Origin of the sequence: Pseudaminobacter soli (ex Li et al. 2025) (genome assembly GCF_003012705.1) — a bacterium.
Taxonomy (GTDB): domain Bacteria; phylum Pseudomonadota; class Alphaproteobacteria; order Rhizobiales; family Rhizobiaceae; genus Pseudaminobacter; species Pseudaminobacter soli.
In genome coordinates this window covers 162,764-180,073 of the sequence record NZ_PXYL01000008.1, presented here as the reverse complement: position 1 = coordinate 180,073, position 17,310 = coordinate 162,764, and the positions used below count along the sequence as shown (strand labels likewise).

General features: G+C 64.0%; 21 protein-coding genes and 1 pseudogene. 15 read left to right on the top strand and 7 right to left on the bottom strand.

Features of this window, described 5'->3' with window-relative positions; translation table 11 throughout:
* Positions 1-9: 9 nt before the first annotated feature.
* Positions 10-546: a cytochrome b gene (locus C7I85_RS17435; RefSeq protein ID WP_106725276.1), complete on the bottom strand. Its 537-nt coding sequence runs from the start codon at positions 544-546 to the stop codon at positions 10-12.
* Positions 547-709: 163 nt separating this feature from the next.
* Here C7I85_RS17435 and C7I85_RS17430 point away from each other — a divergent pair, with 163 nt between their 5' ends.
* Positions 710-1,300 carry a DNA-3-methyladenine glycosylase gene (locus C7I85_RS17430; protein ID WP_106725275.1) on the top strand — a complete coding sequence of 197 codons (591 nt, stop codon included), beginning with the start codon at positions 710-712 and terminating at the stop codon, positions 1,298-1,300.
* Here the strand turns inward: C7I85_RS17430 and C7I85_RS17425 are convergent.
* From C7I85_RS17425 to C7I85_RS17405, 5 genes are read right to left on the bottom strand one after another with little or no spacing between them, the layout of a single operon-like run.
* Positions 1,264-2,721: an aldo/keto reductase gene (locus C7I85_RS17425; protein ID WP_106725274.1), complete on the bottom strand. Its 1,458-nt coding sequence runs from the start codon at positions 2,719-2,721 to the stop codon at positions 1,264-1,266. The genes C7I85_RS17430 and C7I85_RS17425 overlap by 37 nt on opposite strands.
* Before the next feature lie 12 nt (positions 2,722-2,733).
* The gene (locus tag C7I85_RS17420) at positions 2,734-3,732 is read right to left on the bottom strand and encodes a branched-chain amino acid ABC transporter permease (RefSeq protein ID WP_106725273.1); all 999 of its coding nucleotides are present in this window, start codon (positions 3,730-3,732) and stop codon (positions 2,734-2,736) included.
* Positions 3,729-4,640 carry a branched-chain amino acid ABC transporter permease gene (locus C7I85_RS17415; protein WP_106725272.1) on the bottom strand — a complete coding sequence of 304 codons (912 nt, stop codon included), beginning with the start codon at positions 4,638-4,640 and terminating at the stop codon, positions 3,729-3,731. Before C7I85_RS17415 ends, C7I85_RS17420 begins: the two co-directional genes overlap by 4 nt.
* On the bottom strand, positions 4,637-5,386 hold the full coding sequence (locus tag C7I85_RS17410) for an ABC transporter ATP-binding protein (RefSeq protein WP_106725271.1): 750 nt from the start codon (positions 5,384-5,386) through the stop codon (positions 4,637-4,639). The genes C7I85_RS17415 and C7I85_RS17410 overlap by 4 nt, the downstream gene beginning before the upstream one ends.
* A complete protein-coding gene (locus tag C7I85_RS17405; RefSeq protein WP_106725270.1) occupies positions 5,383-6,195 on the bottom strand; it encodes an ABC transporter ATP-binding protein in 813 nt (270 codons plus the stop codon). Before C7I85_RS17405 ends, C7I85_RS17410 begins: the two co-directional genes overlap by 4 nt.
* 181 nt (positions 6,196-6,376) lie before the next feature.
* Between C7I85_RS17405 and C7I85_RS17400 the strand changes: the two genes are divergently transcribed.
* The 14 genes and pseudogenes from C7I85_RS17400 (at position 6,377) to C7I85_RS17340 (ending at position 15,690) form a co-directional block, all read left to right on the top strand.
* The gene (locus tag C7I85_RS17400) at positions 6,377-7,099 is read left to right on the top strand and encodes a GntR family transcriptional regulator (RefSeq protein WP_106725269.1); all 723 of its coding nucleotides are present in this window, start codon (positions 6,377-6,379) and stop codon (positions 7,097-7,099) included.
* The gene (locus C7I85_RS17395; RefSeq protein WP_106725268.1) at positions 7,092-7,442 is read left to right on the top strand and encodes a TIGR04076 family protein; all 351 of its coding nucleotides are present in this window, start codon (positions 7,092-7,094) and stop codon (positions 7,440-7,442) included. The genes C7I85_RS17400 and C7I85_RS17395 overlap by 8 nt, the downstream gene beginning before the upstream one ends.
* Positions 7,443-7,449: 7 nt before the next feature.
* Positions 7,450-8,499 carry an aldo/keto reductase gene (locus C7I85_RS17390; protein ID WP_106725267.1) on the top strand — a complete coding sequence of 350 codons (1,050 nt, stop codon included), beginning with the start codon at positions 7,450-7,452 and terminating at the stop codon, positions 8,497-8,499.
* Positions 8,500-8,586: 87 nt separating this feature from the next.
* Positions 8,587-9,852: an ABC transporter substrate-binding protein gene (locus tag C7I85_RS17385; RefSeq protein ID WP_106725266.1), complete on the top strand. Its 1,266-nt coding sequence runs from the start codon at positions 8,587-8,589 to the stop codon at positions 9,850-9,852.
* Positions 9,853-10,096: 244 nt separating this feature from the next.
* Positions 10,097-11,296, top strand: coding sequence for an aromatic ring-hydroxylating oxygenase subunit alpha (locus C7I85_RS17380; RefSeq protein ID WP_106725265.1), 1,200 nt, complete (start codon positions 10,097-10,099; stop codon positions 11,294-11,296).
* Positions 11,297-11,476: 180 nt separating this feature from the next.
* A pseudogene (locus C7I85_RS32155) lies at positions 11,477-11,719 on the top strand (MarR family transcriptional regulator); the annotation flags it as partial.
* Between the two features lie 151 nt (positions 11,720-11,870).
* Positions 11,871-12,407, top strand: a complete 537-nt coding sequence (locus C7I85_RS32150) for a GNAT family N-acetyltransferase (protein ID WP_342587309.1) — start codon at positions 11,871-11,873, stop codon at positions 12,405-12,407.
* 160 nt (positions 12,408-12,567) lie between these two features.
* The gene (ybaK, locus tag C7I85_RS17370; protein WP_106725264.1) at positions 12,568-13,041 is read left to right on the top strand and encodes a Cys-tRNA(Pro) deacylase; all 474 of its coding nucleotides are present in this window, start codon (positions 12,568-12,570) and stop codon (positions 13,039-13,041) included.
* A 378-nt stretch (positions 13,042-13,419) separates the two neighbouring features.
* A complete protein-coding gene (locus C7I85_RS17365) occupies positions 13,420-13,674 on the top strand; it encodes a DUF982 domain-containing protein (RefSeq protein WP_106725263.1) in 255 nt (84 codons plus the stop codon).
* A 496-nt stretch (positions 13,675-14,170) separates the two neighbouring features.
* Positions 14,171-14,380 carry a cold-shock protein gene (locus C7I85_RS17360; RefSeq protein ID WP_106725360.1) on the top strand — a complete coding sequence of 70 codons (210 nt, stop codon included), beginning with the start codon at positions 14,171-14,173 and terminating at the stop codon, positions 14,378-14,380.
* 122 nt (positions 14,381-14,502) lie between these two features.
* A complete protein-coding gene (locus C7I85_RS17355; protein WP_428832870.1) occupies positions 14,503-14,730 on the top strand; it encodes a hypothetical protein in 228 nt (75 codons plus the stop codon).
* On the top strand, positions 14,730-15,107 hold the full coding sequence (locus tag C7I85_RS17350) for a hypothetical protein (RefSeq protein WP_106725261.1): 378 nt from the start codon (positions 14,730-14,732) through the stop codon (positions 15,105-15,107). Before C7I85_RS17355 ends, C7I85_RS17350 begins: the two co-directional genes overlap by 1 nt.
* A gap of 16 nt (positions 15,108-15,123) precedes the next feature.
* The gene (locus C7I85_RS17345) at positions 15,124-15,315 is read left to right on the top strand and encodes a hypothetical protein (protein WP_106725260.1); all 192 of its coding nucleotides are present in this window, start codon (positions 15,124-15,126) and stop codon (positions 15,313-15,315) included.
* A gap of 51 nt (positions 15,316-15,366) precedes the next feature.
* Positions 15,367-15,690, top strand: coding sequence for a YkgJ family cysteine cluster protein (locus C7I85_RS17340; protein WP_106725259.1), 324 nt, complete (start codon positions 15,367-15,369; stop codon positions 15,688-15,690).
* Between the two features lie 116 nt (positions 15,691-15,806).
* Here the strand turns inward: C7I85_RS17340 and C7I85_RS17335 are convergent, their stop codons facing one another.
* Positions 15,807-17,228, bottom strand: a complete 1,422-nt coding sequence (locus C7I85_RS17335) for an aminotransferase (RefSeq protein ID WP_106725258.1) — start codon at positions 17,226-17,228, stop codon at positions 15,807-15,809.
* Positions 17,229-17,310 lie beyond the last annotated feature (82 nt).

The window sequence follows — 17,310 nt, the reverse complement described above, 5'->3', positions numbered from 1 at the left end:
AAACGGGGCTTAGGTTCCCGGCAGCATCCGCCGCAAAACGTCGTCCTTGCGGATGAAATGGTGCCACAGTGCCGCCACCGCATGCAGCCCCACCACGATCAGGATGAGGTTGGCGCAAAGCGAGTGCGCCTCGCGGATGATACCGGCGGTGTCTCTGTCGGGGGTGACCGGCGATGGGATCGTGAACAGCCCGAAAAAAGTCAAGGCATCGCCCCGGAACCAGGTGAGGAATATGCCGAGCACGGGAATGATCACCAGCAGCGCGTAGAGCAGCAGGTGCGCCGCATGCGCGAGCTTTTGTTCCATCGCATTCATCGCCGCGGGCAGTTTTGGCGCACCGAGCGAGAGCCGCGTCGCCACACGCAGCACGACCAGCGCGGCGAGCAAAACACCGAACGAAATGTGCAGCCACCAGATGGTCGCCCGGCCGGGATCGCCGCGCGGAAAGAAGTCTTCGCCATAGGTGAGGCCGTAGAGACCGATGACCAGAAGGAAGATCAACCAATGAAGGGCCTTCTGGACAGGGGCATAGGTACTGGATTGCATTTCCACTTTCCAAGTTGCGTTGCGTCAACTCCGCAACTGAAATTTGTCAAAGCTATGTCCCCTCTTCCCCAGCGGCAAGCTGGACGGAACCTGCAGTTGCGGATCGCGGTCGCGCCGCGCATAAGATGCTCGAGCGAAACGCCGCGCGGGAGATTGCGCCGAAATGGACAGAGGGTTTTTCGAACGAGACTCTGTGGCCGTCGCGCCGGACCTGATCGGCGTCGAAATCCGCGCCCATGGCGTCGGCGGCATCATCGTCGAGACCGAGGCCTATCGCCGCGACGATCCGGCTTCGCACGCCTTTCGCGGGCCCACCGAGCGCAACGCCGCCATGTTCGGACCGGCAGGCCACGCCTATGTGTACCGCTCCTACGGCATCCACTGGTGCCTGAATTTCGTCTGCGAGCCGGGCAGCGCTGTGCTGATCCGCGCGCTGGAGCCCACCACCGGCATCGAGACGATGCAGGCGCGGCGCGGGCTCTCCGACATCAGGCAGCTATGCTCCGGTCCCGGAAAACTCTGCCAGGCGATGGCAATCGACCGCTCGCATGACGGGCTGCCGCTCGACGGGCCGGAGATCACGCTGTCGCCGCGCAACGGCAAGGTCGGCATCGTGGCGGGCCGCCGCATCGGCATCAGCCGCGCGGTCGAGCATCCGTGGCGCTTCGGGCTCGCCGGCTCACGCTTCGTCAGCCGGCGCTTTGCTCACGAAGAGGTTCAGACGATCGCCTCGGCCTCGATTTCCACCTCGTAGTCGCCGATCAGGTCGCCCGCCTCGATCAGCGTGTTGGCGGGCAGCACCTCGCCAAACACGCGGCCATGCGCGCGCGACACTGGCTCCCACTTGGCGGCGTCGCGGATGTAGATGCGGGTGCGCGTCACGTCCTCGATGCGGCCGCCAAGTGCTGTGATGGCGGCGGCGATCTTGTCGAGGATGTAGGTGGTCTGCGCGCCGGCATCGCCCGGCGCCACGCAGCGGTCGGTGCCATGCGTGGCGGTGGTGCCGGAAACGCGGATCACGTCCTTCACCCGCACCGCGCGGCTGAAGCCGGCGATCGGCTCCCAGATGCTGCCGGAAGAGACGCGCAGCCGGTCGGGCCGGCCGGCCGCCGGCTCGGCCTTGTAGACAGACGGGATGGCGTCCAAATGGTGGCTGAGGTCACCCGAGGCAGTGAGATAGGGCGGCTTGCGGTATTCGTCGCCGCAGTCTCCCGGGATCGGCTTCGTGGCCGCAAACGCCTCTTCCAGCCGGGCCTTGTCCTCAGCGTCGAGCGCAAAGCTGAAGACGTTGAGATTGTCGGCGCGGTGCTCGTTCTCGCTGATGCGCGCACCGATGATGGTCGCCGCCACCGCCTCGTGCTCCAGCACCCAGCGCGACGCGACATTGGAAATCGAAACCCCATGCTTCCGGCCGATCTCGGCGGCGGCGGCCAAAATGCCCTGGAACGGCTCCCAGCCGCCGGCGGTGTCGATGAAGCGCTTGTATTTCGAGCGGCTCCAGTCGGGGATCTCGGTCGGTTCCGGCTTGCCCAGCCACTTGTCCGACAGGAAGCCGCCGCACAGCGTGCCATAGGCAAACAGCTTTGTCCCGGTGCGGGCGCACAGCTCGGAAAGCGCACCAGCGGCGCGACGGTCGACCAGCGAGAACGAGACTTGGTTGGTGGCGAGCGGCACGCCGTCGGCCAACGCCACGGCCAGATGCGCGGCATCGAAATTGGTGACGCCGATGGCGCCGATCAGCCCCTCCTCCTTCAGCCGCGCCATTTCGTGCAGCGCGTCGAGCCAGGCCGGATGCTCGAAGGTCCACCAGTGGAACTGGAGCAGGTCGACCTTGTCGACGCCGAGCCGGTCGAGCCGCTCCTGCACGCCCTTGCGGACGATCTCGGCGGTCATCGGCCCCGGCTCGGGGCACCATTTGGTGAAGGCCAGCGGGCGCTTTTCTTGCCTGCCGTGGCGGGCCAGCAGCCGCCCGGTGATGATCTCGGCGCTGCCGTAATGGTCGGCCATGTCGAATGTGTCGAAACCCGCCTTGGCATAGGCTTCCAACGCATCGGCCGCCTTATCCGGGTCGAGCGTCGTGCCGTCCTTCTCGAGGTCGGCCACCTGCCACAGCCCGCAGACCAGGCGGCTGATGTTCAATCCGCCGAGTTCGATGCGGTTAGGAGTTCTCTGCATGGAAGGTACCGTTCATTGCTTGGGAGTTGCCGGCTTCGCATCGTTACGCAAAGCGGAGGAAAGCTTGCCAAGATGGCGCGACACCACCTTCTCCTCACCGAGGATGCCGCGCGGGCGCAGGAGCAGGATGGCGCAGAGCGCAACGCCGATCATGACGATCTGCAGCGAGGCCGCGCGCGCCTGCTGACCGGGCGGGAAGAGCCCTGCCACCGCGCCGGCCGAGGCCGCCCACAGGCCCCACACCAGCACAGCACCCAAAATGGCGCCGCGATTGTTGCCCGAGCCGCCGACGATCAGCATAGCCCAGACCTGGAAGGTCAGCATCGGCAGGTAGTTTTCGGGCGCGATGAAGCCGATGAAATGCGCCTGCACCGCGCCCGCCAGCCCCATGATGCCCCCGCCGATGGCAAAGGCCTGCAGGCGGAATTTCACCGCGCTCTTGCCGAGCGCAAGGGCTGCGGTTTCGTCCTCGCGGATAGCGCGCAGCACGCGTCCCCAGGGGCTGCGCACCAGCCGTTCCAGCGCGAGGTAGAGCAGCGTAATCACCACGATGAGCACGCCGAGATTGAACAGCGAAAACAGCAGCGGATCGCCCGCAAGGCTGGCGAAGGGCCGCGGGATGAAGCCGATGCCGAAGGGACCGCCGGTGATCCGCTCGAGATTGAGCGCGCAAAGCTGCACCGTCACCGCAACGCCGAAGGTGGCGATGGCGAGATAGTCGGACCTGAGCCTGATCGTCAGCGCGCCGATGAGAAACGCGATCGCCGCCGCCGCAAGCGCCCCGCCCAGCCAGCCGACGAGGATCGGCATGTCGAAGCCGCCGAACCGGTTGGCGGTGTCGGGCGTGGTCAAGAGCGCCGAGACATAGGCGCCGATGGCAACGAAGCCGGCGATGCCGACATTGAACAGGCCGGTCTGCCCCCACTGCACATTGAGGCCCAGGCACATGATGGCGTAGGTCAACGCCATGGTCAGGAAGAAGCAGCCGTAGCCGATCAGTTCGACGCTCATTCGGGCCTCCCGAACAGGCCCTGCGGCCGCACCAAAAGCACCAGCACGAGAATGACGAAGGCAACCGCCGCGCGCCATTCGGCGCCGACGAACTGCACCGCAAGCGCCTCCGCGAGGCCAACGATCAAGCCGGCCAGCATCGCGCCCGGCACGCTGCCGATGCCGCCCAGGATCGCGGCGGCAAACAGCGGCAAGAGAAGGTCGAAGCCCATATAGGGGCGGATCTGCACCAACAGGCCGGCCATGACACCGGCAACGCATGCCAGCCCCGCGCCGAGCACCCAGACCGTACGCACCACCTTGCGCACGTCGATGCCGACGACGCCGGAAAGCTGCTGGTTTTCGCTGACCGCGCGCATGGAGCGGCCGATGGCGGTGCGCGTGAGCAGGAGATGCACCGCCACCACCAGCACCACGGCCAAGGCCAGCGACAGCATCTGGTCGGGCGTGGCGCGCAGGCCGCCGCCGAGCGGCAGCGCGATCTGCAGCGCCTTGCTGTAGTAGGCCGGCTTCGAGGTGAAGATGAATTCGAGCAGGCTGCGCAGCGTCAGCGCAGCGCCAAAGCTCGCCATCACCATGATGATGACCGTGCCGCGCTGCGCCCGCAGCCGGCCGAACAGCAGCGCATCCACCAGCAGCGCCAGCCCGCCGGTGAGCGCAACTGCCACCACCGCCGAGATCGGCAGCGACCAGCCGAAGGAGAACGGGCCGATCGGCGTCAGCAAGCCGCCGGACAGGTAGCCCAGCGCGCTGCTGACGGCGAGCGCGAAATAGGCGCCCCAGGAGATGAACTCGCCATGGGCGAAATTGGCAAAGCGCAGGATCGAATAGGTGAGCGTGACGCCGATGGCGCCGAGCCCGATCATCGAGCCGGTGATCAGCCCGTCCATGAGTGCCTGCGGGTTCATGGCGTCACCGTCTTCGGTTCGCGGCGTGCGCCGAGATAAAGCTCGGCAACGATCGGGTCGTCGCCAAGCGTCGCGGCCGGGCCTTCATGGCGCAGCCGCCCTTCGACGAGGATGACGGCGCGGTCGGCAATGGCAAGCGCTGCCTTCACATTCTGCTCCACCAGCACGATGGTGACGCCCGTTTCGTTGATCTGCTTCAGCCGGGCGAACACCTCCGACACGATCTTCGGCGACAGGCCCGCCGAGGGCTCGTCGAGGATCAGCACAGACGGCTCGACGATCAACGCGCGTGCCACCGCCAGCATCTGCCGCTGGCCGCCCGAAAGCTGGCCGGCGCGCAGCGAAGGCCGCGCGGCAAGGTCGGGGAACATGGCGTAGAGGTCGGCGATGCGGCGGGCGCGCTTCTCCTTGGGCAGGATATTGGCGGCCAGCAGCAAATTGTCGTTGATCGACATCGTGCCGAAAATATTCTCGGTCTGCGGCACGAAGGCCAGGCCGTGCCTGATCTTCTCGTGCGCCGGCACAGCGGTGATATCGAGGCTGCCCAGCGCTGTCGTGCCCGAATGGATCGGCACCAGCCCGGCAATCGCCTTGACGAAGGTCGACTTGCCGGCCCCGTTCGGGCCCAGCACCACCACCAGTTCGCCCTGCTTCACGTCGAGATCGACGCCGCGCACGATGGGCAGGTCGCGCTCGTAGCCGGCGACTAGCGCGCGCGTGGAAAGGGCAACAACTTGTCCGCTCATGCCGCGACCCCGCCGAGATAGGCTTCGATGACGGCGGGATCGCGCGCCACCACGTCCGGCGCGCCTTCCGTCAGATATTTGCCGGCGGCCATGACGACGACGCGCCCGCACAGCCGCGCCACCATTTCCATATTGTGCTCGATGAGCAGGATCGACTTGCCCTGCGCGTTGAGCTCGAGCACCCGGTCGATGATGAGTTCGAGAAGGCTCGGATTGACGCCGGCGGCCGGCTCGTCGAGCAGGATCGCCTCGGGATCGGCCATCAGGATGCGCGCGAGTTCCAAAAGCTTGCGCTGGCCGCCGGAAAGCACCCGCGCTGGCTCGCTCTCCAGCCCCGAGAGCCTGACGAAGTCGAGCAGCGACCGCGCCTTCTCCACCGCCGCCCGCTCCTGCGCCGCCACACGGCCGGGCTGCAAAAAGTTCTTCCAGATGTGCTCGCCGGCCTGCCCCTGCCCGCCGGTCAGCACGTTTTCCAGCACCGTCATCTCGGCAAAGGGCCGCGGGATCTGGAAGGTGCGGCCGACGCCGCGAGCGATGCGCCGCTCCGGTCCTTCCTGCGCCACTTCCTGACCGGCTATGCGGATGGAGCCGGAACTGGGCTTGAGGCTTCCGGCCAGAAGATTGAACAGCGTGGTCTTGCCGGCGCCGTTCGGTCCGATCAGCCCGGCCATCTCGCCGCGCCGCAGGGTGATCGACATGCCGTCGACGGCGCGCACCCCGCCAAACTTCCGCACCAGATGGCGTGCCTCGATAAGCGGCTGTGCCTCAGTGTCCTTCGGACCGTTATGTGTGGGGGCAGTGGTCGGCATCCGGCTTCTGACACCAAATTCTGATCGATGATGTTTGATCAAACTTTACATCCAATCCGATTGCAACTAAAAATTTGCCGTCGCAGCAAGCGGCATCCGAGTTTCGAATGGCGGTCCTCATGCCCGATCGGAGACATCAGCAACGCACGCAGGGCGACTCGCCTGGCCGGGAGCTGTTGCCATGAGCAGCCGCGGCGCGCTTTCCCCCGTTGGCCGCGAAACGCTGCAGGACCGCGTCTATGCCGAGCTTCGCCGTTCGCTGATCTACGGCATGTTCGATGCCGGCGAGATGCTGCGCATCCTCGACCTTGCCGCCACGCTGCAGACCAGCACCATGCCCGTGCGCGAGGCGCTCGGCCGGCTGGTGTCGGAGCAGGCGCTTGAGGCGCTGCCCAACCGTTCCGTGCGTGTCCCCTTGATCAACCGCGAGCGGCTGGAAGACCTCGCCCGCGCCCGCTGCCTGATCGAAGGCCAGATCACGGCGCTGGCCGTGCCGAACCTCATGGACAACGATTTCGTCCGGCTGAAGGAGCTCACCGTGGCCTGCGAGGAAGCCTTCCGCAGCCACGACGACGAGATCGACAAGGCGCAGGCCACTTCCGAGCTGAACCACGCCTTCCATTTCTACATCTACCGCGCCGCCGGCTCGGCCGTATTGATCCCGATCGTGGAAAGCCTGTGGCTGCAGTCCGGCCCCTATGTGCGCGCCGCCGCCCACATCCATGACGAGTTCCGCGACATTTCGGCAACCCATCATCACTGGGCGCTGATCGACGCGCTCGAACGCCGCGATACCGCAGGCTCCGTCAAGGCACTGACCGACGACATCACCCGCTCCTTCAATCTCATTCGCGGCCGGCTCGATGCCGAAGAAGCCGCAGAAAAGGCCTCGCAGAATGGCTGACGCCACGGACGATTCCTTCGAGCTCTACGATCTGCGCGTGGAAGTGGTCGCGCCCGAAGGCGGCGCCATCTACTGCGGCGCCAATGTGGGCGACTATTTCGAGCTGCGCGGCGAGATGCTGCACCTGCCGCCCGGCCAGGCTTTTTCCATCTATTCGCTGGCGTCGCTGCTGCCGCTTTTGCCGGCCAAGCAGCGGCCGACCCACAAGAACGACTGGATGACCACCGACGCGGAAGTGGCCTGCCCGGACCCGAACTGCAGCTCCCGCTTCCGCATCACCCGCACCGGCCTGCGCCGCTTCAGCCACGCCGCCACCACGGCAGTGCCGCTTCAGGACGATTGAGACAAGCATGCAAAGAACCAGACTGACACCGGACTACGAAATCTCGCGCGTCATCCGCGGCGGCTGGCAGATGGCCAGCGGCCACGGCGCGCTGGTGAGCGAGGACCCGGTGTCCGACATGGTGGCCTTTGCCGATGCCGGCATCACCACCTTCGACTGCGCCGACATCTATACCGGCGTGGAAGAGCTTATCGGCCGCTTCCGCCTGCACTACCGCGACCTGCGGGGGCAAGAGGCGCTGGACAGGATCAAGGTGCACACCAAATTCGTGCCCGACCTCGAAGTGCTGCCGCGCATCACCAAATCCTATGTCGAAGGCGTCATCGACCAGTCGCTGCGCCGGCTGAACCTCGAGCGCCTCGACCTCGTCCAGTTCCACTGGTGGGACTATGACGCGCCGCTCTGGCTGGAAACGGCGCAGTGGCTCGCAGAGCTGCGCCAGGCCGGCAAGATCTGCAACATCGGCGGCACCAATTTCGACACTGATCATCTGGTCGACATCGCCACTGCGGGCGTGCCGCTGGTGTCGATGCAGGTGCAGTATTCGCTGCTCGACAACCGCCCCGCCAAGCGCATGGCGGCAGCAGCGGCCGAACACGGCGTTTCCTTCCTCTGCTACGGCACGGTCGCCGGCGGCTTCCTCAGCGACCAGTGGCTCGGCGTCAGCGAGCCGACCGACGCCCTCGAGAACCGCTCGCTGGTCAAGTACAAGCTGATCATCGACGATTTCGGCGGCTGGGAGCTGTTCCAGACGCTGCTGAAGACGCTGCGCGGCATCGCCGACCGGCACGGCACCGACATCGCCACCGTGGCAAGTGCGGCCATGCTCAAGCGGCCGGGCGTCGCCGGCGTCATCGTCGGCGCGCGCAACCGCTCGCACCTGCCCTCCAACCTGGCGATCTCCGATCTTCAGCTGACCGCCGAGGACAATGCGGCAATCGCGGCCGTGCTTGCCCAGGCGAACGAGCTCGAAGGCGACGTCTACACGCTGGAGCGCGACCGCCACGGCCGCCACGGCTCGATCATGAAATACAATCTCAACAAGGGCGCGGCATGAGCGCAGCGCCTTCGACAGACAGCCTGAAATCGAAACAAGAACGGCAGCCGGACGAAAAACCGGCGGCCACAACCAAGGGGAACTGAAATGCGCAAAATACTTCTCGCCACCACCCTGCTGACGGCGCTCGGCGCCTCGGCACTGCCGGCGCTGGCCGCCGACTGCGACATCACCGTGGGTCTCGTGATGGAACTGACCGGCCCCGCCGGCGAATACGGCCAGGCTGGCGCCAAGGCTGTCGAAATGGCGTTTCGCGACGTCAACGAGGCCGGCGGCGTCGATGGCTGCAAGCTGGTGACCGACACCCGCGACAGCCAGAGCCAAGGCAATGTCGCGGTCGACCAGGCCACCCAGCTCGTCAACATCAAGAAGGTGCCGGTCGTCATCGGCGGCATCATCTCCTCGGTGTCGATCCCGATCCTCACCTCGGTCACCGCACCGGCCGGCGTGGTGCAAGTCTCGCCCGCTTCCTCGTCGCCGACGCTCACCGAGCTCGGCCGCGAGGGCAAGACCAACGGCGTGTTCTTCCGCACCATCACCTCGGACGCGCTGCAGGGCACGGCGGCGGCGAAATACGCGCTCGACCAGGGCCTGAAGAAGATCGCCATCGTCCACGTCAACAACGATTTTGGCGTGAACATGGTGCGCGAGTTCAAGGCGGCCTATGAAAAGCTCGGCGGCACCATCACCTCGGTCACGCCCTACAACGAGAAGCAGGCCAACTACTCCTCCGAGGCAAGTGCTGCCATGCAGGGCGATCCCGAAGCGCTCTACCTCGTCAGCTATCCGGTCGACGGCGCAACGATCGCCCGCGCCTGGATCTCGGGCGGCGGCGCGCAAAAATTCCTGCTCAATGACGGCATGAACTCTGCCGAATTCATCGAAAGCGTCGGCGCGCAGTATCTCAACGACGCCTACGGCACCTCCTCGGGCACCAGCCCGACGGCCTCGACCGAATATTTCAACGGCAATTTCGAAGCCTTCTCCGGCGGCATCAAGGCCGACGCACCGGCCGCCGACCGCTCCTATGACGCCGGCGCCATCGTGGCGCTGGCCATCGCCAAGGCCGGCAAGCCGGAGGCTGCGGCGATCAAGGCTGCGATCCCGCAGGTGGTTGCCGAGGGCGGCGAGCCGATCCACGCCGGCAAGGAAGAATTCGCCAAGGCGCTGAAGCTGATCAAGGAAGGCAAGCCGATCAAGTATGAAGGCGTCATCGGCCCCGTCAGCTTCGACCAGTACGGCGACATCACCGGTCCGTTCCGCCTGTGGCAGATCAAGGACGGCGCGGTGACCACCGTGGGCGAAATGGGCGCCGACGAGGTCGGCAAGATCAAGGCCGAAACCGCCAAATAAGACCGGCCTCGACGCCGCATCCAACGACAAAACACTCCCCTCTGCGCCGGCTTCCAGCCGGCGTTTTTTTATGCCGCGCGCCCTCGATTAACGCCCGGAAAAATCGCGGTTTTTGCCCCGGAACGCGGCATCGTTTTCGGCACACACCCAAGCCGGAAAATTCGCAAAATCCATAAAGCATTGCATTTAAACGATAAATGTGCTTATATTGAATGATAATTCAATAAGAAACAGGGGTGCTACCATGAATCCGCATATTCGCGACATCAGGGTTCCGACCGACTGGGACCGCCGCGGCCTGCCCGGCTGGGCCTATCACAGCCCGGCCCTGCTGGAGCTGGAGAAGGAGCATCTCTTCCGCAATCACTGGCAGATCATCGGCCATGTTTCCGATTTGCCGGAGGCCGGCGACTACCTCACCATGGACGTGGTGGGCGAGCGCGCGCTTGTGGTGCGCGGCAAGGATGGCGTGGTGCGTGGCTTCCACAACATCTGCCGCCATCGTGGCAGCCGTGTCGTCGCCGACGAGCGCGGCAGCTGCAAGAACGCGATTGTGTGCCCGTTCCACGGCTGGGTCTACAATCTCGACGGTACGCTGCGCGGTGCAGCGCGCCCAAAATCCTTTCCCGAGCTCGACAAGAACGAGTTCGGCCTGGCGCCGCTCGACCTCGAGATCTGGATGGGGCTGATCTTCATCCGCTTCCGCAAGGGCCCGCAGCCTTCGGTCGCCGAGCTGCTAAAGCCCTTCGAGGAAGAGCTGTCGCACTACGGCATCGCCGAGATGGTGCCGGCGAACGGCGTCTGGACGCAGACCAGCCCGGTCAACTGGAAGTCGGTGCGCGACGTCGACAATGAAGGCTACCATGTCGCCATGGCCCACCCGGCACTGCAGGACCTCTATGGCGCGAGCTATTACGACGAGCCCTTCGTCAACGGCGTGTCGCGCTCATTCGCCACCTACAATCCGCATGCCGGCCGCCGCTGGAGCGTGGGCCGCTACGTCAATGTCGCGCCCGAGCCGACGCACCTGCCCGAGCGGCTGAAGAAGGCCTGGATCTATTACGGCATGTTCCCCAATGCGGTGATCGCGGTGACGCCGGAAACGACGCAGTTCTACCAGGAGTTCCCGCTGTCGACCGGCGAGACGCTGCTGCGTGGCTCCATCTACCACTATCGCGACGAAAGCCGCGAGCAGGCCGCCGCGCGCTATTTGTCCATGCGGATCGACCGCGACACCCAGGCCGAGGACGTGCAGCTTTCGATCTGGTCGAACGAATCCATGCTGTCGGAAGCCTTCGCCGGCTTCTACCTCTCCGACCTCGAATATGGCGTCCGCACCCACCACGACCATATGCGCGCACAACTTCCGGTGCTGAACCTGGAGACGGCGCCGGAGGAGACGGATATGGCCGGCATCAATGAGGCGATGCGGGCGCGGGCCTAGGGATTTCCGACCTTGCTCAATAGTGGCAAGGTCGGGACATGCCCAGGAGCGGCGTCGAGAACTCGACCTCTGGACGGCCGCTATGAGGACGGCGCGATCAATGTCCGGGGCATGTCCATTTGACTGGGGCGGGCGAACGATATAGTTGTATAGTACAACTTTATAAATCCAGTTCGCTTTATGTCTTCCAACCCTTCGCAACGCTCCATCGACTCCATCCGGGCCACCTCCCGTCAACTCGTTCGCGAGTTGGGTTTCATGGGAGCAGACTTTGCCGGAACCGATCTTCCGCCCTCTGCCGTCCACGCCCTGATCGAAATTGAAGATGGTGGCGTTACCGCGCGCGATCTCGGTGCGAGTCTCCATCTCGAAAAGTCGAGCGTCAGCCGCATGTTGCGCAAGTTGGTGGACTCGGGCGACGTGGAGGAACAAGCCGGGGAAGAGGATGGACGCGTCAAGATACTGTCCCTGACCGTTTCCGGCAGGAACCGTGTTGCGGCGATCCACGCCTTCGCCCGCGCTCAGGTGTCCGACGCACTTGCACGGCTGAAACCCGGCCAGGATCGCACCGTTCTTGACGGACTGCGGCTTTACCCCGACAAGTGCCCGCGCCGCGCCCGAAGACGTCGAGGTCATCAGCGGATACCGCCCTGGCCTTATCGCGCGCATTACGGAGATGCACGCGCTCTACTATGCCCGGACGTCAGGTTTCGGCCAGCGTTTCGAATCCGTCGTGGCGGCGGGCCTAGCCGAGTTCTGCGACCGTCTCGGGAATCCGACCAATGAAATCTGGGCAGCAATGGGAGGAAACGAAATCCTCGGTTCCGTCGCCATCGACGGGGAAGACATGGGGCCGGGCGTCGCACATTTGCGATGGTTCATTGTCGATGACGCCTTGCGGGGGTCAGGAAGCGGCAAGAGGCTGCTCAGCGCAGCACTGGCGTTTGCCGACGCGAAGGGCTTTGCCGAAACGCATCTTTGGACCTTCTCGGGCCTGCACGCCGCGCGTCATCTCTATGAAACGAGGGGCTTCGCACTGGCGGAAGAGCGCCCCGGCGCGCAATGGGGCAACGAAGTTCTGGAACAGCGCTATGTAAGGCCTCGACCGTGACAAACATACACTCTTGCTGACTTTGCTGACTTGCGGATTCGCATCGGCTTTGCGACAGCCGCGGCTTGAATCGAGCCGTTGTGTCTATGGCGAAACGCCGCTTTGGGCTCCATTTCCCAACCCATCTTGCCCACCGCGCCGGCTCTGCTACAGAAGGGCCATGTCCAAGACCACGCCCGCCACGCTCGCGCTGAGCAAAGCCGGTACGCCCTTTGCGGTGGCTACCTACGAATATGACGCCAATGCCGAGCGCGTGGGCCTGCAGGCCGCCGAGGCGATGGGGGTTCCGGCTTCGATCGTATTGAAAACACTGATGGTCGAGGTCGACGGCAAGCCGGCCTGCGTGGTGGTCCCCTCCGACCAGGAGGTCAACATGAAGAAGGTCGCCGCCGCCTTCGACGGCAAGTCGGCCAACATGATGAAGCCGGCCGACGCCGAGCGGCTGACCGGCTACAAGGTCGGCGGCATCAGCCCCTTCGGCCAGCGCAAGCCGGTGCCGACTGCGATAGAAGAAATGGCCACGCTGGAGGACGAAATCTTCCTCAATGGCGGCCAGAGGGGCCTGCAGATCCGCATGCGCCCGGACGATCTTGTCCAGGCTCTGGGGGCCAGAGTGGCCGATCTTATTCGGTGAAATCCTGTTCTAGAAAACGGCGCCAACGCTTTCTTCATGTGGACGCATTGACAAGACGAGAGGGCCCGCCTTCCACTCAAAGCTAACGAGACGAACAGGCAGGGCGAACGTCTGGATTGGGTGGGGAACGGACGGACGGCTTTCGGTGCCCGCGTGATGTAAGCGGACATTGGGTCAGCCGACGCGACCGACCGCTTTGCGCCCCATCTCGGTCAAACAAGCTGGATTGAACATCTCCTGAAAGCGGACATTCGCCCACCGCAGACCACGCATCAGCCACCGCAGCAATAGAGTTGCCTTACGGGCATGTCTGGTGGCGAAAGGAAGCAGCATAGGTTCCGTCCTAGCCCTTAGCCGCTGTCTGCTGTATGAGCAGCCATGGAAAACAACAGATTTGAGAACCCCATCACCGTCAGGGCCGATGCAACTGGCACGCTTCTCACGCTTCGCACTGCTCGCGAGGCTTCCGACTTTCTTCTTAACCGATGGCCTGGCAAGCGAAGTGACAAGCACCGAGCGGCTCTCCAAGCGTGCTCGGACGTCAATCTGGGGAATAAACCAGTAATCGGCGCCCGACGCGCCTTTGTAGCGGCGGCCCGTGAGGCCGGCATCTTTTTTGACGAGAAGGTTTAGCGATCAAACGACTAATCGTCCGATAACGCCGTAGGCTCTGTCTCGCTTTTGGTGTCGACCGATTGTCGCTCTCTGGCCGCTGCCTTGGCGGCGAGTTTCTCGGCCTTCTTGCTGGCCTTTGCGCGGTCGCGTTCTTTGCGTTCTTGACTGTAATTCGGTGGTCGGGGCAATCCGGATCCTTCCTTGGTTGGGGACTAAGTAAGGCGGTGTGCTGCACAACGCAACTTTTTTGGGCGTTGCCTTTCGAGCGGTTCTGGCGGCCGGGGCGCCGGCGCCCCCCCTTCCGGACAACCAGTCGGCGATGAAGAAGGAAGCCCAAAACCAAAAGTTGACATGCATTCAACGATGGCGTATGAAGGTACTATCGATGTTTGCTTGTCTGATTTGTTCTGCGCGCTATTGGCGCCTCCTCGACGAACCTCCCTTCAAAAATCGACCCGACTGCCGCCGTGCAAACGCGCGGGGGTAACTTCATATGCTACAGAAAGGGTTCGTCATGAACACCGGCACAGTTAAATGGTTCAACGCCACCAAGGGCTTCGGCTTCATCCAGCCTGACAATGGCGGCCAGGACGTTTTTGTCCACATCTCCGCCGTCGAGCGCGCCGGCCTGCGCACTATCGCCGAAGGCCAGAAGCTCAGCTACGAGATGGTCCGCGACAACAAGTCGGGCAAGATGTCGGCCGACAAGCTTCAGGCCGCGTGATTATCATCCATTCGGCCGGTGACCACAGATGTACTGGCACCAGTGGCTGAACGGATGACAAGGAAGGGTCAGGCGAGTGCCTGGCCTTTTTTGTTTGGATGGCTTGCTGAACAAGGAGATAGATGATGGCTCGAGATCCTCAAAGCGCACGCGAACGGGCCGAACTCAACTTCGGCAAGACGCAGACGCAGTCCCTCGCCCGCAACCGCATTGTCGAAGAGAGTGAGGCGATTGCCAGAGAACGCGACGCGAAGACTGCGCGATTGAAAGAAATGCGCCTGCAGAAGGAAGCAGAAGAGATGCGTGCAGGAACAGCCCCCCGCACTTCCAAATCGACGGCCAAGAACTGATGGCAAGACGTGCAGTTCTGGTGAAAACGCCCGCGGACGCCACCATCGCCGATGTGGTGGAGAACCTCGATCATCCCATCGAATACGTCCGGCGCATCCTTGAAAAGCTGGAGCGCTGCCGCCGCGCCCATGGCGATGCGCAGGTGCGCATTGGCGTGCTTGGACGAGCCGAATGTCCGAACTACCTGATCGAATACATTACCGAAGACCCCAAATCCGGCCAGCAATCCGTCCATCCGGATGCTGCCTATAGTGGCAGCACACATCGCGAACTCGCCCCCAGACATGTCGAGGAGGCCAGGAACTGGTCTTCTGAAGAAATGAACATCACCGCTGTTTCGGCGTTGATCGGCAGGCTTCGCAGCCGGGCCAGCTGACACGGAGAAAAACTCAATGGCCATCAGATTTGTCGCAAAGGATCAGGAGAAGGGCGCAGCGACCATCACTGCCAAGGCGCCTGACAAGCGCAGCAATGATCGCGAGGCCGCCGCTCCGAACGACCTGGGCGAAACGCCAGCGACGATCGCAACCGACCTTTTCAACTCCATCCCCAAGGCGCCGAAGCGAAAGCGGAAGTCGAGATAGCGTCGTCTTGACAACCCCGCCTACAGGAAGCCGACCGGCTTTGAAGTTCACATGATCGTACCAATTCCCGGTGAAGACTTCGACTGCAAGTCCTGCGGCGCCTGTTGCTCCTGCTCGTCGGAGTGGCCACGGTTTTCCACCGAAGACGAGGCTCAACTCGACCGGATCCCCGCCCAATATGTCGCCGGCGATGAAAGCGGCATGCTGTGCCATGGCGCGCGCTGCGCGGCGCTTGTCGGCGTGGTGGGCAAATCGACCTCATGCGCGATCTATGAAATCCGCCCGGACGTCTGTCGCGCCTGCATGCCAGGCGGCGATGACTGCCTGATGGCACGGCAAAAATTCTTCCGGCCGGATGCGACGCTCGCCTCCTGAAAGACATCCGGGCAACTGAATGCCGGCGTCGGGGTCGCCACCCGGAAGCGCCCCGCTTCTTCCTTGCTATGGAAGAAATGTAAGGCAACACCTCACGTGTTGCAGCTGTTGCCCCCTCACCCCTTCCAAACACCCTCTTTCCTGAGATCTTCCATCGTGCGCGAAATGCCCTCGCGCAAAATGCCCACCATGTCGTCGATCTGCTCTTTGGTGATCGTCAGCGGCGGCGACATCACGCACATATTGATCAGCGGCCGCACCAGAAGGCCGAGCTCGTGGCAATGCGCGTCGATGCGCATGCCGACATTGCGGTCGAGTTCCAGCGGGTTCTTGCTGTCGCGGTCGGCCACGCATTCCACGCAGGCCATGAGGCCGACCCCACGCACCTCGCCCACCAGCGGTAGTTCTTCCAACGTCTTCAGCTGCGCCTGAAAATAAGGCGCCACGGCCCGCGCATGGGCAAGAATGCCGCCCTCGAGCAGGTCGAGATTCTTCAGCGCCACCGCGCAGCCAACCGGATGGCTCGAATAGGTCAGCCCATGGGCATACATGGCCGAGGGGTGGTTGGAGCGGCGCAGCTCCTGCAGCAGGCGCTCCGACACGATCATGCCGCCGAGCGGGAAATAGCCGGAGGTCACGCCCTTGGCGAAGGTGATGATGTCGGGGTCGATGCCGAACACGTCCTCGGACGCGAAGACATGGCCGAGCCGGCCGAAGGCCGTGACGACCTCGTCGGAGACGTAGAGAATGTCGTTGTCACGGCAGATTTTGCGGATGCGCGGCAGATAGTTTTCCGGCGGCACGATGACGCCGCCAGAGGCCTGCACCGGCTCGCCCACGAAGGCGCCAATCTTGTCGGCGCCGATGCGCTTCACCGTTTCCTCGAACTCGGCCACCAGGCTGTCGGTGAAGGCCGCGATGCTCATGCCCGCCGGCCGGCGGAACGGGTCGGGCGACGACAGCTTTACCACCAGGTCGTCGGCGCCATCCATCCAGTCGCGGTCGCGCGGGCGGCCGTTTAGCGAGGCCGACAGATAGGTCGAGCCGTGATAGGCGCCGCCGCGCGACAGGATCAGCTTCTTCTCCGTCCGGCCGCGCACATTGTTGTAGAACTGCATGAAGCGCAGCGCGCTTTCCACCGCCGACGAGCCGCCGGTGGTGAAGAACACGTGGCTGAGATCGCCTGGCGCGTGGCCCGCGATGCGCTCGGCGAGCACGGCGGAGGCCTCGTTCATCGTGTACCAGGGCGTGTTGTAGGAGAGCTGCATGGCCTGGTCGTACATGACCCGGGCCAGTTCCTCGCGGCGGTGGCCGACATTGGTGCACCACATGCCCGCCGGCCCGTCGATCAGCTTCTTGCCTGAGCCGTCGGTGATGTAGATGCCCTCGCCCTCGCCGATCAGGCTGCGCGCTTCGGCGCCGATCTCGCCGGCTGTCGGCCATGGCTGCACCAGATGGCGCTTGGCGAGTTCCACCGCCTCTTCGCCGCTCAGCGCCTCGCCGACCGTCGCCGTCATCATGTCCTGTGCCGCAGCCATTTTCTCCCCTTTCCGAAGCGCGCCGCCCCAAGTCGCCCATGCAACCGGGACGCAGCGACATTGGACATCATATTGAATGTCC